The organism is Peribacillus sp. FSL K6-1552 (genome assembly GCF_038005205.1).
Taxonomy (GTDB): domain Bacteria; phylum Bacillota; class Bacilli; order Bacillales; family DSM-1321; genus Peribacillus; species Peribacillus butanolivorans.
Genome location: NZ_JBBOST010000001.1, coordinates 4,449,645 through 4,465,871, shown reverse-complemented (window position 1 = coordinate 4,465,871; position 16,227 = coordinate 4,449,645). Strand labels below are relative to the sequence as shown.

The following is a 16,227-nucleotide window of genomic DNA, read 5'->3' as shown; positions in this document are numbered from 1 at the left end:
TTTACATGAAGGTAGAAATTTGGTCGGATTATCAATGTCCGTTTTGTTATATAGGAAAGCGTCGGTTCGAGGAGGCCTTGAGCCAATTTGAAAATAAAGATCAGGTAGAGGTTTCGTTCCGCAGTTTTGAGTTGAACCCGGAGGCTGAACGTGATATTAAGATGACCTCGAATGAAATGCTTGCGAAGAAATATGGCATGTCGCAAGCGGAAGTAGAAGCGAGCAGCCAAAATCTGACCCAACAGGCTAAAGAATTGGGACTCGATTATCATTTTGACAAAGTGGTCTTAACGAATTCGTTTGATGCTCACCGCTTGATGCATTTTGCTGAATCAAAAGGTAAAGATAATGAAATGAATGAACGCCTTTTTAAAGCATACTTTACGGAAGGCAAACATATTGGTGATCATGCTACATTGGCTAGTTTGGCTGAAGAGGCCGGCCTTGAAAAGTCTGAGGCAGAAACCATGCTAGCAGGCACTGCATTCACGGCGGAGGTTAGAGGGAACGAGCAAGAAGGAAGCCTGCTTGGAATTACAGGTGTCCCATTCTTCGTCATTAATCGCAAGTATGGCATCTCAGGAGCTCAGCCAACAGAGGCGTTCCTGGATACGCTGAAAAAGGTATGGGCTGAGGAAAATCCGCTTCAAATGGTGAATGATCCAGCAACAGGTGAAGCTTGTACGGACGGTTCTTGTAACGTACCGGAAAAATAAAGCAGATATGAAGACAGAGACCCGAAATCAGGGTCTCTTTTTTACTTCTTTCAAAATGAATGTTAAGACCTTGGATTGATGGGATTGTGTATCTAATTATGGAAAGATAATGAAGAGTCTTTTGTTTTCTATAGTTTCATAGACTGAAAATTTGTATAATAGGTGAGATAGCTAAGAGGTTTCAAAATTGAATATACATATGGAGGGTTATGAATGAGTAAGCTTAATGGCAGAACCATTGCTCTATTGGGAGCGAGGAAAACGGAAGAAATAAGTAAAATTGTTCATAATCTTGGGGGCGTACCGCTAGTTCGTCCAGCACAGGGGACGGTCTTCCTTGATGATTCTCATCTAGAGGAGGATGTCACCCGTTTAATTGCAGGAGAGTTTGATTGGATCATTCTCACGACGGGAGTGGGAACGGAACTTCTATATAAAACCGCTGTGAAGATGGAAGCGGAGGCTCGTTTTATAGAAGCTTTGCAGTCTATGAAAATCGCAGCTAGGGGTTATAAAACGGCGAATATGCTGAAAAAACTAGGCCTGCAGCCATTAATCCGTGACGATGATGGAAGTACGGCAGGGCTCGTTCGCAATCTAGAGGGCCATTTGTTTGGAGATGTAAAGGTCGCATTGCAACTGCACGGGGACCCGGCACCTCTTTTAATGAATTGGTTGGATGAACAAAAGGTAGAGCATAAAGAAATTCTTCCATACGAACATATTCCGCCGGAAACAGAAACGATGCAGCAGCTGATCGAAGAAATTCTTGGAGGGAAAATAGATTCTGTCGTGTTCACGAGCGCACCGCAGCCTCGTAATTTGATGAAATTTGCCCGTGAACAAGGTGTGGAAGATAAAATAATCGACTGGTTTAAATCCGATGTGATTGCTCTTGCAGTTGGAAAAGTAACGGCGCAGGTCGTAATCGATGAAGGAATCAAACGGGTCATTTATCCAGAAGATCAAAGAATGGGTAGTGCATTAATCGAACTGGTGAAATATTATCATGCCATTTCAAGTAAGTAAGAAGATAGAGGTGAAGTGATGACCAAGGCCAAGGGGATAGTCTATTTTGTGGGGGCAGGTCCAGGCGATGAAGGTCTGATTACCGTCAAAGGGCAAAGAGCGATTGAAAAAGCGGATGTAATTTTATATGACCGGTTGCTCAATCCGAAGCTTTTGGAAGCTGCCCCTCCTCATTGTGAATTGATGTATTGTGGAAAGACGCCTTATACAAAGGGTATAAGGCAAGAGATAATCAATGAGCTGCTCGTTTCCAAAGCTCTGGCAGGACACAATGTCGTCCGTTTGAAAGGCGGCGATCCTGCCGTTTTCGGAAGAGTTGGGGAGGAAGCGGAATCGTTGAAAGAAAAAGACATTCCATTTGAAATCATTCCAGGAGTTACGTCGAGCATTGCCGCTTCCATGTATGCAGGCGTCCCCGTGACACATCGGGATTATGGACGTTCCTTTGCGATGGTGACAGGCCATGAACGTACCAAACAGGAAATAGATTGGACTGGGCTTGTACATAGTGTAGATACCGTTGCATTTTATATGGGAGTAGCCAACCTTCCGAATATCTGTGAAAACTTGATCAGTCATGGAAAATCAAAGAACACGCCGGTACTCGTCATTCAATGGGGCACCTATGGAAGACAAGAAACGGTGGAGGGGACCTTGGCCAATATAGTGGAAATGGTGAGTGAAAAGTCGCTTCAGAACCCGGCTATCACCTTGGTCGGGGATATCATTTTACTAAGAAAAAGGCTGCAATGGTTTGAAAAGAAACCACTATATGGGCAACAGTTTTTAGTAGCTCGAACGGGAACGACAAAAAGTTCCTTGGCGGAGAACCTTTATGAACTTGGGGGCGATGTCATCGAGTTTCCTAAATGGATTACGACAAAAGTAAAAGCTAAAAAAAGTCAGCTGCTATCTTTCCTTTTGTATGATCGGATGCTCTTTACCTCACCAGAGAGTGTTCATGGGTTTTTAGATTTACTCACAGAATATGCTATAGACTTCCGCCAAATTTCGGCCAAGCTTTATGTGGTATCGAGGAAATCGAAGAAAGTCTTACAGCAACGCGGGTTAATTGCAGCTCTCAAATCAGAGATGACGGAAGACGGAACTCTGTTGATTATAGGAGATCGGAAAAAGGAACACTTGGATCCAAATTATGGGGACGATGACTATTTTCAATCTATCGAAAAATATGTGGATGAAAGATTTCTTGAAATTCTTCCGAGAATGCTAGAAGAAAATGCTGTTGATACGGTTCTTTTTTCTAATCAGCATTCAGTGGATATGCTGATGGATTATGGGGACAAGGCAGGCGTTGATGTTAGCGGGATGTTAACTCAAGCTACCATCGGGGTAATCGGGAAAAGTACCGGCAGGAAACTTAAAGACTTTGGGTTTACGCCGGATATGATGCCGCATGAACCGTCTGTCGAGCATTTGGTGGCTTTGATTGTGAATAGGAATGTTTTTAGGCTCTGATACAGAGCCTTTTTTCCATTTTCCAGCCAAAAGAATGGTGATAAATGATATGCTTTTTCTTTGGAGGGGATTTGTTGCTGATAAAGGTTCAAATTTCGTTGGTGTTTAGTATAATAGCCCTATCATCTTATAGTTTGATCACTAGGAATGTAGACTACTCTTCATACACCTTATTTTTATCATTTCCCGTCAGAAGACTCCCTCTTCAAGCGTGAGAAGGGCGAGAGCCCAACGGTAAGGGGGAGATGAATGGCGGTTGGCATAAGCCAAAGTAATCTTTTGACAAACGTATGTTCGGTGATTAATAATAACTATAAGGGGGTGAAACCAATGGTCGTAAACAAAGCTTATAAATTTCGAATCTATCCAACTAAAGAACAACTAGTTCTAATCAATAAAACGATCGGCTGCTCCCGTTTTGTCTATAACTTCTTTTTAGGCAAACAAAAGGAGAAAGATGCCTACTGGTATATCTGTGAAGAAATGAAACAGAACGGCCAATTACCCTCTAATGAATGGAAGGGTTCTTTTCTGAATAAATACGCAACAATCAAAGAACTTCCAGCTTTAAAGAAAGAGTATTCTTTCCTGAAAGAAGCAGACAGTATTGCCTTACAGAAATCGGTGGAAAATTTAGCAGATTCTTATAGTCGATATTATAAAAAGCAAAACAAATCACCACGCTTCAAATCGAAAAAGAATCCTATCCAGTCCTACACGACTAAACATACGAATGGAAATATCGGAATAATTGGAAACAAAATCAAATTGCCAAAACTCGGTCTAGTTCGTTTTGCTAAAAGCCGCGAAGTCGAAGGGCGAATCATCAATGCCACAATCAGGCGGAACCCTTCGGGTAAATATTTCATTTCCGTTTTAGCCGAAACCCATGTACAAGTACTTCCTAAAACGAATCGTTCGTGCGGTGTAGATGTTGGTTTGAAGAACTTTGCTATTCTTTCAGATGGTACGGTCTATCAAAACCCAAAATTCTTCCGGACGGTCGAAAAGAAATTGGCCAAAGCACAACGGATTCTTTCAAGGCGACAAGAAATAGCCTTGAATCAAAATAAACCATTGGCTGAAGCCAAAAACTATCAAAAACAAAAACGAAAAGTGGCTATCCTACACGAAAAAATTTCAAATGCCCGAATGGATTACTTACATAAAGTTTCTACCGAAATCATCAAAAACCACGATGTTATTGGAATGGAAGACTTGCAAGTGTCGAATATGATGAAAAATCACAAACTAGCTAAAGCTATTAGTGAAGTATCTTGGTACCAATTCAAAAAAATGTTGGAATACAAAGCAAAATGGTATGGTAAACAAATCGTGACCGTATCTAAAACGTTTGCTTCTAGCCAATTGTGTTCTAGCTGCGGTTACCAAAATAAAGACGTTAAACATCTGAATCTTCGTGAATGGGATTGTCCTTTTTGTTCTACTCACCACGATCGAGATATTAACGCAGGACTCAATCTAATGAATGAAGCCATAAGGCTTCTAACCGTAGGAACTACGGGAGTAGCCTAATTAAAAATTGGCCGATAGGCTAATGTTCTTAGGAATCCCCCACTTCAATCAGACCGTAAGGTCGATAAGTGGTGGGTAGTTCAATAGGAGCTCTTGTGTTGTTTGTGGGAATAGAAAAACTTCGGAATGACCGAAAAGTTCGAGGGTATGTTTGTATCTTAGTGGCTTTATTTGTCCTTTTAGTTTCTTTACAAGGTTTTTGTAACTAAACGATTGTTAATCATTTAATTTCAGGTGGTGATATTATGTATAATATTGGTGATATATTATGGCAATTATTTTACCTCGCTCTTCTTGTACTTTTAGTCGTAATGGTTGTGAAGGTTTTCCGTTTCTTTATAAAACACATGACAAAAATGCATCATTTAGAAAATAAAGTAGATAAATTAAACAAACAGTTAAAAAAGAAGGATGATTAACGGCTCTATATCTGAGTCGTTTTTTTATTGCCTTTATGAGTCTTCTTCAATTCAATCCTGTAGCTTCGGAACTAGTCTTATGGAAGGGTGGGTGTTTTTCATTAATAGAGTATTAGTTAGTCTCGCAATAATCATATTTATATTAAATTTTTTCATATCACCTGTATTTTTTGGTGAAGAACCAAGTTCCAATGGTACGTTTATCGGATTAATTTTATTATGCATTTGTCTTATTAGCCTTATTGATGAAGTGAAGAAAAAATAATAATAGAATAGCAGAGCCGTGTTTATACTCTTAAAAAAAGCCTGAGGATGTTTAAGAAAAGTCTTTTATTCCTTCCCAGATTGGGTATTATATATAAGTAACTTTTCTAGGGAGGCGAATGAATTGAAACGGACATGGGAATTTGTATTAAGTATTATTGGCGTGAGTATCGCTGCGATTTCATTAATCGTGACGATTATAGCAGCGGTTTATATCAACAGTATCGATGTAACAGAAATAGTAGACTACTCATTAATGACAGAGTCAGAGTTTTCAACGTCTGATATGGATATGTCAATCAAGTTTTTTATTGGCTTATTATGGGCTGGGATTATATCCTTGTTTTTTGCATTGGCTGGCGGCCTGATTGCTATCTTTCTAGTAAAAAGCGGCAAAGTGAAGGCAGCCGGAATCTTATTCATCATTACAGGCATTCTGACCATCTTTCATGTATGGCCCCTTATCTTCTTCATCGTGCCGGGTATCATGTGTCTGGTGCGGAAACCGAGAGAACCGGTAGATGTGATTGTATAATAGAATAGCCACATAGCGCCGAAAAATCTAACCATAAGATAGGGGAAATTTTAACCATAATAAATACATATTCTTGTGATTGGAAAAGAAAGAAGCTGACTCGATAATGTGAGTCAGCTTCTTTTGTTCTAGGTAATAAACAAATTGTTTATCCTTTTTAGGAATTTCATTTCAAAAAACCAATTTTATTCCAGCAGTCGTTACAATTACTAGATTATCATGTTAGAATTATTATAAATTTAAATATAAATAGACTGGAGTTTGATTCATGAAGTTACCTTTAGTAAAGGCTGGAATAGTAACCTGTTTAACATTCAGTTTGTTCAATGGACAGGCTTTTGCAGCGTCTGAATTAACCAATGCATGCTCATCATTTGGTGAGATTCAACCGAATGTAAATCCTTCCTATCCACAGATTAACTGCTTACTCACTAACTCAGCATTAAAAGCTGAAATCCCCCCTGAAGTGGTAAAAGCCGTGGCTACGCAGGAAAACGGGGAATGGAGGCAATTTAATGATGCTGGCAAACCTATTAAATCCGACGATGGCGGTATCGGTCTTATGCAGCTTACCGATAAAGGTGGGTATGACCAGAAAAAGTTGGAAAATGATATAGTTTATAATATCGAAGCTGGCGTCGAGGTCCTGAGCAGTATGTATTCAAGAAAAGATTTGCCGAAAATCAAAGGTGCAGGGCGTAAAGTTATTGAAAATTGGTATTTCCCTGTCATGGCATACAATGGGACAAAACCTGTGAACAGTCCTCTTTACCAGGAAACTGGGAAAATAAATACGAATGCATATCAAGAAGAGGTTTTTGCTGAGATAGAAAAACAAAGTTATTTGAATGATACAAAACTAGCAAAATATCCATTCAGGACATCCGACTTTCAATATGATCGTGAAAGCACTGAAAATATAGTATTTAAAGAGTTGGGATACATACTGACTGATCAAACACATGACTCTGCTTATTGGTTCAAGGCAGGAGACAAAGTGGTGACGACACTAGATGTGAGAATACGGAAAGAAGCAAATACTTCGTCAGGTTCCAATACCGTGCCAAACGGTACAAACTTGGTCATCAGCGGGGATTTTGTCTATGACAGTTCTAAGATTAATAAATTTGTCTGGTACCCCGTACAAACTGAAGATCAAAAGGTGAAGGGCTATGTTTCATCAGCTTACATTGCGAAGAAACAATCAAGTCCTGGTGTGCCAATTAAGGATACGGTTAAACCTGTCATTTCAGGTGCAACCAGTAAATCCATTCCGTTCAACTCAACTTTTAACGCTAAATCGAGCGTAAAAGCTAAGGATGAATCTGATGGTGATTTAACAAGCGCCATACGTGTTGAAGGTACTGTAAATACTAAGAAAATTGGAACTTACAATTTAACATATACTGTAGCTGACAAAGCTGGAAATGTCGCAAAAGTTACTAGGAAAATAACAGTATATGATCATGTTAAGCCAGTGATTTCAGGTGCCGCGAACAAAACAATCAGACTTAATTCTTCATTTAATCCAAAAACAAACGTGAGTGCTAATGATAATGCAGACGGCAGTTTGACTAGTAAAATCAAGGTAACGGGTACGGTAAATACAAAGAAAAAAGGAACGTATACATTAAAGTATACAGTCACTGATCAATCAAAAAATGTTACGACAGTTACAAGAAAGATCACCATAGATAGCACCAAGCCAGTCATTTCCGGCGCCAAAAGTAAAACCGTTGTCTATAACTCAGCTTTTAATTCTAAATCAGGAGTAACTGCGAAAGATAATTTGGATGGCAGTTTGACTAGTAAAATCAAGGTAACGGGTACGGTAAATACAAAGAAAAAAGGAACGTATACATTAAAGTATACAGTCACTGATCAATCGAAGAATGTTACAACTGTTACGAGAAAGATCACCATAGATAGCACCAAGCCAGTCATTTCCGGAGCCAAAGATAAAACCATTAGCTATAACTCGGAATTTAACCCTAAATCAGGGGTAACGGCGAAAGATAATTTGGATGGCAGTTTAACAAGTAAGATCAAAATCACAGGGACCGTAAATACCAAGAAAAAGGGTACCTATACATTGACTTATACGGTTACGGATAAGTCCAAAAACAACGCATTAGTAAAAAGGAAAATCACAGTTAAATAGATAGAAAAAAGGGGATTCCGGAATATTGGAATTCCTTTTTGCTTGAATGCGGATGCATGCTGGAATGTTTTCGGCAGAACAATGTAATTATAATAGTAGAAAGAGCTTAATAAATGAAGTTATTGGTTGGTGTATATGAGCAAATATTGATTTAAATGTTATAATTGTAAATAGATGTAATATCAAAGTTGTCTGGGGGAGATAGTGTAATGGGCAAAGAAGAGGGTCATGTTAATTGGATGGATCAGATATTTCGGGACTATGAAAAGGACGGCGGTCTGAAGAATAATCCTGGCTTTGGAAAACCGCTTCCGAAGTCGGCATTATCGGGAAATATGTATGATAATTTCTTAACGAAGGCCAAAGACGCCGGTTTCCTTCCGCTTTGGATTAAATGGCAAAAAGAAATCCGGGGAGAGCTATCTGACGTGGTTCGATTAAAAAAAATGAATTCATCTGAATCAGAATTAACCAAACGAATTGAAGAAATTAATGAGAAAGTACGTACATATAATGGTATTTGTCCGACACAAATGCAACGTCGGGAAATCGAGTGGGGAAGCATCGAAGTTCAGTATGAAAAATGGAAGTGATAGATAAAGTGCAAAATGTGGGTATTTGTATGACGTGATTATGAATGGATTATGATATAATGGCATGAATAAAAAACAGAGAGTGGGACTTCGTTTGGAAAAAAGAAAAGAAGTTTTTTCATGGATAAAAGCGATCGGGATTGCAGTCATTCTGGCCTTTCTAATTCGAACATATATTTTTGCACCTATTGTCGTAGATGGAGAGTCAATGATGCCAACTCTACAAGACCACGAACGAATTGTACTTAATAAGTTTGGAACAAACATCGATAGTATTGACAGGTTTGATATTGTTGTTTTTCATGCAACGGTAGATAAAGATTATATAAAACGGGTTATCGGTCTGCCAGGTGACCATATAGAATATAAAGATGATACGCTTTATATTAATGGAAAAGCATATGAAGAACCCTACCTAGACAAATATAAGAATCAGATGGCAGGAGTGCCGCTGACCGATTCTTTCAAGCTCGAGGATATAACCGGCAGCATGACAGTGCCAGATGATCAGCTGTTCCTTATGGGGGACAATCGCCAAAATAGTTTGGATAGCCGTGAAATCGGCACGATTTCCGTCGACGAAATTGTCGGCAAAGCGAATCTAGTGTATTGGCCGATCAAGGAAATAAAAATTGTAAAATAAAAGGAAGCGGACTCGATTGTCGAGTCCGCTTTATTGTTGGAAAAACTTATATCGGTGAAGAGATGAACCGAATGTTCCCATTTTCATCTTGATGAATCGTTTTCCCAGGATCTACTTCGATTGTTAATGGGTGAATCTCTGCAGCCCGGTCTGAAAAGAACCAGCGCCGTCCCGGTTTGCTTAATAAAATGAACACACCATTGCTGCCCATGAAAGAAATGCCATTAGGATTCAAAGTGCCGTTATCCCGGGGGGAAATACCAAAGTCGATTAGTTGCTGGCCGATCGTATCGATTTTGGTAGTTGTTAAATTAATCTCACCAATGTTTAATAAAGAATCCATTGAGAAAGGCACTTCACATTCTGGTGCAATTGAATGCCTGGCAATAAACTCTACAATATTGCCGGTCGGATCGGTGAAATATAGCGAGTGTGCATTGAGGTGGCTGAAGTAAACTTCATCATCGCCATCTTCCGTATTTAAAGAAGTCCGTGCTTTGATCCACTGCTTCGCTTCTTGAAATTGATTGGACGGGATATTGAAGGCAAAATGATAAAAGGGTTTACTTCCGTTTTTTGTTTCTGTAAAAACCAATTCACTTGCCCCTGCTTTTATAGTAAAGCCATGATGACTCTCGTCTAGCAATTTGGCATTTAGCAATTCAACATAAAATTTCTTCATTTCAGCAATGTCACTCGCAATAAGACTCACTTTTTTAATCAGCATATTTATCACCTTTCTACATTCAGTTTCTATCATTGTAATTTAAATCTTCCTTAATAAACCAATTTGGAGTTTGTGTATTCTCTTTTTTTTTCTTTTTTCATTAAAACCAACTTATATGGGTTAAATTAGGTTATCCTATTATAAAGAAGTAATCACGTTAACCAGGCCCGTATCAGAAATTGGATTACTTTATTAAAAGGGTGTCTGAGATGGAGTACTAGAGATGGACATGGTAAAAGATTTAATATCAAACTATGGTTATTTTGCGATATATGGACTGCTGGCCCTCGGAATTATTGGTTTGCCGGTACCTGATGAGTTTATGATGACTTTTGTCGGCTATTTGTCGTCCATTGCTGTTTTAAATGTCCAAGGGGCATTCCTCGTCAGTTTTCTTGGGTCGATTTCTGGAATGCTGGTCAGTTACTTTATTGGTAAAAAGGTAGGCAAGCCTTTTTTGAGAAAGCACGGCAAGTGGATTAAGATGACTCCGACAAGGCTGGAAAAGCTGGAGAAATGGTTCAATAAATACGGTCCGTGGACCATTATTATTGCATATTTCATCCCAGGTGTCCGCCACTTCGCCAGTTATTTTTCTGGGATGAACGGGATGGGGAAACGAAAATATATTATTTTCGCAGGTGCAGGAGCTTTCAGCTGGTGTTTGGTATTTACAGCTTTTGGCTATTTTATTGGTGTCTTAACTTAAATTATTTGGGGGAGAACTGACTTCCTTAAGTGGGCCCGAGTTTTAAAATAATGAAACAAAAAAACCCCGTTTTTGAATTTCAGAAACGGGGTTGTCTATTGTTAACTTTTATTATTGAGCAGAATATCCGCCGTCGATAACTAGCTCAGCACCAGTAACGTATGAAGCTTCATCAGATGCTAGGTAAAGCACTGCATTTGCAATATCAGCTGGTTGACCTAAACGTTGTAATGGAGTCGCTTTAACCATTTGGTTCACAAGTTCTTTTGACTCTTCTAATTTTTGTGTCATTGGTGTTTCGATAATACCAGGGAATATGGCATTAACACGGACGCCCATGCGGCCATATTGTGTTGCAGCAGCCTTAGAAATAGCCCGAACAGCACCTTTAGAAGCTGAATAAGCGTTTAAACCCATACCGATTTGAGCTGTAAAGGAAGAAATATTTACAACAGCGCCTTTTCCTTCTTCAACCATGTAAGGAACAACATGTTTCATACCAAGGAAAGGTCCAAATCCGTTAACACTTAACATTAGTTGCCAATCAGCCAATGTTGTATCATTAATTTGTTTTTCTGTTGAGATTCCAGCATTGTTGACTAGGATGTCAACTCTACCAAATTTCTCAATAACAGTATCCATCATTTTTTTCCAGCTTTCGTCAGAAGATACATCAAGAAGTGTACCATAGACATTATCTAGCTCGTTCACTTTTGCAACAGCTTTTTCATTGATGTCAGCAGCAATAACTTGAGCTCCTTCTTTTGTGAATAGGTCTACCATTTCTCTACCCATACCGGATGCTCCTCCAGTAATAAGTGCCACTTTATTAGTTAATCTTCCCATCATAATCACTCCTAATAGATTTTTAAAAGCTGGACAATATGACCACGTATAGTGCAAAAGTTGTATGATCAACGAGCAATATTATTACTCCTTTATGAATCCGTCAAGCATTTTATTTTTCCGTTTACACATTGCCTTTTTCTTGCTGGGAAAAAAGATGTTGTAAATCTGGGAAAGTTGATATATTTAAATAGACTTCCCACTCCCTGGTTCAAAAACAAAACATACAGGTATAGTTGAAAGCGTTGTCAACCTTTTAAAATTCAAATTTTGATTACGTAAATTGTCAATATACAAAAATAGCTTAACCGTTCTATTTGATAATACTCACCAGCAACCTTGTAGATCCTTTCGCACGTTATCATGGTCCTCGTTTGAGAAAAGCACTATATAATTCCTAGCAACTTTTGTTGATGAGTACCATATGTTCAATTCTAGTGATTAAAATCGAATACTGCAAACTTTTTGTACTTTCAATACAAAAATTTATAACCTCATTCCATTTCTTGTTTTTCAGGCGTTTGAGAAGTCTTTTATGTAAAAAGGAGGTAATCTATTGATGAATCACAGAATGTATCTATCCTTGGCCATTCCTCTTACGATTTCGACAATGAGTACGCCTTTGCTTGGGGCGGTTGATACGGCTGTGGTTGGAAAGTTGAGTGATCCTGCTTATATCGGCGGGGTAGCTGTTGGAACCATTATTTTTAATACGATGTATTGGCTTTTTGGTTTTCTGCGAGTTAGTACATCTGCCTTCGCTGCACAAGCAGAGGGGGCTAGGGATGAGACACAAAGCCTGATGGCCTTGATTCGTCCTTTTATGATAGCGGCAATTATCGGTCTTCTTTTTATCGTAATTCAGAAGCCCATTTTAAATGTTTCCTTAGCTGCAATCACGCCGGAGTCGGATGTTGCCGCCTTTGCATCTGACTATTTCAGTATTCGGATCTGGGGTGCGCCTTTTGCGTTAATGAACTATGTCATTCTAGGCTGGTTAATTGGAAAATCCCGCATAAAAACATCTCTGTTCATTCAAGTTTTCATGAACCTGATCAATATTGTCCTGTGCTTGCTTTTTGTAAATAGGTTTTCCTGGTCTGTAACAGGAGTCGCTACGGCTTCATTGATTTCAGAGATTGCAGCTTTCTTCGTTGGTTTGTTGGTGATTAGGAAGGTAGTTTCCATACCTGAAACCTTTTCTTTACGAGCGGGATTCGATTATACTTCCTTGAAAAAAATGATGGTGGTGAACAGGGATTTATTTATCAGGACAATTTGTTTGATTACGGTTTTTAATCTTTTCACGGCCAAAGGAGCCACTTTTGGGACAGAGACTTTGGCAGCCAATGCTGTACTCATTCAAATTCACTATCTGATGGCATATTGCTTTGATGGTTTTGCAAATGCATCGAGTCTTCTGATTGGGAAAGCCATTGGTTCGAGAGATGTACACCTTTATAAAAAAACGCTAGCTCTTTCAGCGCAATGGGGCCTGTATGCCTCTCTCATACTTGCTGTTTTATACTGGTTATTTAGCGATAAAATTATTCTGCTCTTCACGAATATCTCAGGGGTCATTGAACTGACCCATGTATACGGACTTTGGATAGTCATATTCCCATTCACAGCCTTTATCGGACTCATTTTCTATGGAGTGTTTACGGGTGCTACTGAAGCTGTTCCTGTACGGAACTCCATGCTTCTTGCGCTGCTGGCCTTTCTGTTTGTCCAGTTTTTGGCCGTCCCGCAACATGGCAATCATGGATTATGGCTTGCCTTTCTTGTATTCAGTTTAGGTCGTTCCTTATTTTTAGCGTTATACATCCCGAGGTTAAACAGAAAAATAATGATTTTAATGGACGAAGAGAGTTTAGTGAAGGCACCCTCTTATAATTGAGAGAGGGTGTTTTTTAGTTGCAACGGTCATTTTGACAGTAGTTTGACGTTAGTGATAAAACGGGAATACTTAAAAAAGGTATCAACGCTTGGCGAATCAGATAATAAAAGTGATAAAATAAAAAATATATATAAAAGAGGAGTTGTCGTATTTTGAGTGAAATGAATTGGCGTGAAGAAGTTGAGAAACGGAAAATGGACATACTACTGGATACGCAAAATTTATTAAAAATAAAAAGCGTACTGGATGAAGAACATCCGACAGAAGAGGCTCCATTTGGTAAAGGGGTAAAGGAAGCGCTTGATTACATGCTTCAGTTAGCCGAAAAAGACGGTTTTACTGTGAAGAATGTCGATAATGTCGCCGGCCATATTGAAATGGGTGAAGGCGAGGAGTTGATCGGTATTTTATGTCATGTCGATGTTGTTCCTGAAGGAGATGGCTGGAGTTCGGATCCGTTTGGCGCTGAAATCCGTAATGGTCGTATTTATGCTCGTGGGGCAATCGATGATAAAGGGCCGACGATGGCTGCCTATCATGCGATGAAGCTTGTCAGGGAGATTGGTAAGCCTTTGAACAAACGTGTGCGGATGATTATCGGAACGGATGAGGAATCAAATTGGCGCTGTGTTGGCCGTTATTTTGAAGTGGAAGAAATGCCATCGATGGGCTTTGCGCCAGATGCTGACTTCCCAATCATCAGTGCGGAAAAGGGAATCTGGGATTTCTCAGTTATACATCCAGCCGATGCAGGCAATGGAACGAACTCCGAAGTGAATGTTATTGAATTTTCATCAGGCCGAAGAACGAATATGGTACCAGATTTCGCAACGGCCACAGTGGAAGCTGTAAATCCCGCTGAAGTTGTGACAAACTATCAAAATTATCTTCAAAAATATTCGTTGAAGGGGCAAGCCGTACCACAAAAAAATCAAGTGCTTCTAGAACTGAACGGCGTTTCAGCTCATGCAATGGAGCCGAAAAATGGAGTCAATGCAGGTATGCATCTAGCTGTATTTTTAGCAGACCTAACACTTGATCCGCATGCGAAATCCTACTTTACTTTCATTAAGAATTATTTGTTTGAAGATTCCCGTGGAAATAATTTAGGTGTGGCTTACACAGATGAGCAAACAGGTGAATTGACGGTTAATGCCGGAGTATTCAACTATTCCAAACAGGGTGACAGTTCCATTGGCTTCAGTATGCGCTACCCGGTAACATTTGAATGGGAACAGCAAAAAGCGGCATTAGAAGAAAGACTTGCAGCATATAATTTGCGTGTGAAGTCAAATTCGCATTCAACGCCTCACTATGTGAACAGCGAAAGTTTCCTGATTAAGACGCTGCAGCAAGTGTATGAAGCAGAGACCGGTGATAAAGCAGAGCTCCTTTCAATTGGCGGTGGCACATATGCCCGTTCATTGAAGGAAGGCGTCGCATTCGGGCCTCTATTCCCAGGCAGTGAAGATATTGCGCATCAAAAGGATGAATATATTGTTATTGAAGATATGCTTAAGGCAACGGCAATTTATGCACGTGCCATTCATGAATTAGCTAAATAAGAGGCTGAGAGGGAGAAAGAAAGACATGGGAAAAATCATTTATAACGGCGAACTTAAAACAAGGTCGGACGTAAAGGTTGATATTGAGGACCGAGGTTATCAATTTGGTGACGGGATATATGAAGTCATTCGAGTTTATAACGGCGAAGTATTTGCGAGTAATATGCATGTAAACCGTCTAATGGACAGTGCAAAAATGATTCAGCTGAAGGTCCCTTTAACTGTAGCGGAAATCGAAGCTCGAGTTAAAGAACTAATCGCTGAAGATAAACTACGGAACGGGATTGTCTACATGCAATTGACGAGGGGAGTGTGCTCGCGCACTCACGCTTTTCCAATTAATGAGGTGGAGCCGGTCTTTGTCGCCTATACGAAAGAAATGCCCTATACAGGAAAAGTGAAGCCTGGGGTCAAGGCCGTGACGACCGACGACATCCGCTGGTTGCGCTGTAATATTAAAAGCTTGAATCTACTAGGTAACATATTGGCTAAGCAACAAGCAGTGGAAGCTAGCTGTGACGAAGCAATTCAGCATCGTGATGGGACGGTAACGGAAGGAAGTTCATCTAACGTCGCTATCATGGTGAATGGGACATTGAAAACGCATCCGGCCACCAACTTGATTCTGAATGGGATTACCCGTCAGGTGATGCTAAAACTATGTGCCGATAATGATATTCCCTATGTCGAAGAAGCCTTCACAGTCGAGGAAATGATGGCAGCTGATGAGGTCCTCTACACGAGTACAAGTGTAGAAGTGACACCGATTATTAACATCGATGGACAACCGATTGCTAATGGAGAACCAGGACCGATTACCAAAAGTCTGCAAAAACTGTTTTCTGAAGAAATTGAGAGACAATGCGGTGCCGTTTAAAGAGAATTAATAAGTGCCCCCCTGCCACGCGGCAAGGGGGGTTTTACATTTCAAGCTCTTATATCCCCATTCGTTTTCCTCTTATTCGCTTTCGGAATTCAAGCATTTTAAAACGATTAAAACCTTTTGTGATTTTTTTGTATTCCAATCTGATAGTTAAAAAGCTGAGATATATAATATGTGTTAACTGAAAAAAAATGTGGTTTACAAAAATCTTTTCTACTATTA

16 protein-coding genes are annotated in these 16,227 nt (G+C 39.6%); 14 read left to right on the top strand and 2 right to left on the bottom strand.

Going from position 1 to position 16,227, the window contains the following annotated elements; all coding sequences use genetic code 11:
- Positions 1–5 precede the first annotated feature (5 nt).
- From NST21_RS21475 to lepB, 10 genes are all read left to right on the top strand, one after another.
- Positions 6–716, top strand: coding sequence for a DsbA family oxidoreductase (locus NST21_RS21475; protein ID WP_056529537.1), 711 nt, complete (start codon positions 6–8; stop codon positions 714–716).
- 213 nt (positions 717–929) lie between these two features.
- Entirely contained in the window at positions 930–1,745 is an 816-nt protein-coding gene (locus NST21_RS21470; RefSeq protein ID WP_340891100.1) for a uroporphyrinogen-III synthase, read from the top strand.
- An 18-nt stretch (positions 1,746–1,763) separates the two neighbouring features.
- Positions 1,764–3,224 carry a uroporphyrinogen-III C-methyltransferase gene (cobA, locus tag NST21_RS21465; protein WP_340891099.1) on the top strand — a complete coding sequence of 487 codons (1,461 nt, stop codon included), beginning with the start codon at positions 1,764–1,766 and terminating at the stop codon, positions 3,222–3,224.
- A 330-nt stretch (positions 3,225–3,554) separates the two neighbouring features.
- Positions 3,555–4,760 carry an IS200/IS605 family element RNA-guided endonuclease TnpB gene (tnpB, locus tag NST21_RS21460; protein WP_340891098.1) on the top strand — a complete coding sequence of 402 codons (1,206 nt, stop codon included), beginning with the start codon at positions 3,555–3,557 and terminating at the stop codon, positions 4,758–4,760.
- Between the two features lie 68 nt (positions 4,761–4,828).
- Positions 4,829–4,969, top strand: coding sequence for a DUF3953 domain-containing protein (locus tag NST21_RS28940; RefSeq protein ID WP_445670558.1), 141 nt, complete (start codon positions 4,829–4,831; stop codon positions 4,967–4,969).
- Between the two features lie 36 nt (positions 4,970–5,005).
- Entirely contained in the window at positions 5,006–5,179 is a 174-nt protein-coding gene (locus tag NST21_RS21455; protein ID WP_340891097.1) for a hypothetical protein, read from the top strand.
- A gap of 388 nt (positions 5,180–5,567) precedes the next feature.
- Positions 5,568–5,978, top strand: a complete 411-nt coding sequence (locus tag NST21_RS21450) for a DUF4064 domain-containing protein (RefSeq protein WP_340891094.1) — start codon at positions 5,568–5,570, stop codon at positions 5,976–5,978.
- A gap of 268 nt (positions 5,979–6,246) precedes the next feature.
- The gene (locus NST21_RS21445; protein WP_340891093.1) at positions 6,247–8,139 is read left to right on the top strand and encodes an immunoglobulin-like domain-containing protein; all 1,893 of its coding nucleotides are present in this window, start codon (positions 6,247–6,249) and stop codon (positions 8,137–8,139) included.
- A 209-nt stretch (positions 8,140–8,348) separates the two neighbouring features.
- Positions 8,349–8,732 carry a DnaJ family domain-containing protein gene (locus NST21_RS21440; RefSeq protein WP_053347359.1) on the top strand — a complete coding sequence of 128 codons (384 nt, stop codon included), beginning with the start codon at positions 8,349–8,351 and terminating at the stop codon, positions 8,730–8,732.
- Between the two features lie 64 nt (positions 8,733–8,796).
- Positions 8,797–9,375: a signal peptidase I gene (lepB, locus tag NST21_RS21435; RefSeq protein WP_445670557.1), complete on the top strand. Its 579-nt coding sequence runs from the start codon at positions 8,797–8,799 to the stop codon at positions 9,373–9,375.
- Between the two features lie 46 nt (positions 9,376–9,421).
- Here lepB and NST21_RS21430 read toward each other — a convergent pair whose 3' ends face one another.
- Positions 9,422–10,102 carry a VOC family protein gene (locus NST21_RS21430; RefSeq protein WP_340891092.1) on the bottom strand — a complete coding sequence of 227 codons (681 nt, stop codon included), beginning with the start codon at positions 10,100–10,102 and terminating at the stop codon, positions 9,422–9,424.
- Between the two features lie 223 nt (positions 10,103–10,325).
- On the opposite strand from NST21_RS21430, the gene NST21_RS21425 reads away from it, so the two are divergent.
- Positions 10,326–10,811: a DedA family protein gene (locus tag NST21_RS21425; protein WP_340891089.1), complete on the top strand. Its 486-nt coding sequence runs from the start codon at positions 10,326–10,328 to the stop codon at positions 10,809–10,811.
- A 111-nt stretch (positions 10,812–10,922) separates the two neighbouring features.
- Here NST21_RS21425 and NST21_RS21420 read toward each other — a convergent pair whose 3' ends face one another.
- Complete coding sequence (locus NST21_RS21420; protein ID WP_053347355.1) at positions 10,923–11,657, bottom strand: SDR family NAD(P)-dependent oxidoreductase; 735 nt, start codon at positions 11,655–11,657, stop codon at positions 10,923–10,925.
- A gap of 559 nt (positions 11,658–12,216) precedes the next feature.
- Between NST21_RS21420 and NST21_RS21415 the strand changes: the two genes are divergently transcribed.
- The 3 genes from NST21_RS21415 (at position 12,217) to dat (ending at position 15,999) form a co-directional block, all read left to right on the top strand.
- Positions 12,217–13,557 (top strand): MATE family efflux transporter, encoded by a 1,341-nt coding sequence (locus tag NST21_RS21415; protein WP_340892596.1) that lies wholly within the window; start codon positions 12,217–12,219, stop codon positions 13,555–13,557.
- A gap of 152 nt (positions 13,558–13,709) precedes the next feature.
- Positions 13,710–15,122, top strand: a complete 1,413-nt coding sequence (gene pepV / locus NST21_RS21410; RefSeq protein WP_340891086.1) for a dipeptidase PepV — start codon at positions 13,710–13,712, stop codon at positions 15,120–15,122.
- Positions 15,123–15,147: 25 nt separating this feature from the next.
- Positions 15,148–15,999 carry a D-amino-acid transaminase gene (dat, locus tag NST21_RS21405; protein ID WP_340891084.1) on the top strand — a complete coding sequence of 284 codons (852 nt, stop codon included), beginning with the start codon at positions 15,148–15,150 and terminating at the stop codon, positions 15,997–15,999.
- The last annotated feature ends 228 nt before the right edge of the window (positions 16,000–16,227 follow it).

Excerpts from the sequence above, each read along its gene's own strand:
- NST21_RS21475 (WP_056529537.1), top strand. The coding sequence starts at position 6 with ATGAAGGTAGAAATTTGGTCGGATTATCAATGTCCGTTTTGTTATATA.
- NST21_RS21470 (WP_340891100.1), top strand. The coding sequence starts at position 930 with ATGAGTAAGCTTAATGGCAGAACCATTGCTCTATTGGGAGCGAGGAAA.
- cobA (WP_340891099.1), top strand. The coding sequence starts at position 1,764 with ATGACCAAGGCCAAGGGGATAGTCTATTTTGTGGGGGCAGGTCCAGGC.
- tnpB (WP_340891098.1), top strand. The coding sequence starts at position 3,555 with ATGGTCGTAAACAAAGCTTATAAATTTCGAATCTATCCAACTAAAGAA.
- NST21_RS21455 (WP_340891097.1), top strand. The coding sequence starts at position 5,006 with ATGTATAATATTGGTGATATATTATGGCAATTATTTTACCTCGCTCTT.
- NST21_RS21445 (WP_340891093.1), top strand. The coding sequence starts at position 6,247 with ATGAAGTTACCTTTAGTAAAGGCTGGAATAGTAACCTGTTTAACATTC.
- NST21_RS21440 (WP_053347359.1), top strand. The coding sequence starts at position 8,349 with ATGGGCAAAGAAGAGGGTCATGTTAATTGGATGGATCAGATATTTCGG.
- lepB (WP_445670557.1), top strand. The coding sequence starts at position 8,797 with ATGAATAAAAAACAGAGAGTGGGACTTCGTTTGGAAAAAAGAAAAGAA.
- NST21_RS21430 (WP_340891092.1), bottom strand. The coding sequence starts at position 10,102 with ATGCTGATTAAAAAAGTGAGTCTTATTGCGAGTGACATTGCTGAAATG.
- NST21_RS21425 (WP_340891089.1), top strand. The coding sequence starts at position 10,326 with ATGGACATGGTAAAAGATTTAATATCAAACTATGGTTATTTTGCGATA.
- NST21_RS21420 (WP_053347355.1), bottom strand. The coding sequence starts at position 11,657 with ATGGGAAGATTAACTAATAAAGTGGCACTTATTACTGGAGGAGCATCC.
- NST21_RS21415 (WP_340892596.1), top strand. The coding sequence starts at position 12,217 with ATGAATCACAGAATGTATCTATCCTTGGCCATTCCTCTTACGATTTCG.
- dat (WP_340891084.1), top strand. The coding sequence starts at position 15,148 with ATGGGAAAAATCATTTATAACGGCGAACTTAAAACAAGGTCGGACGTA.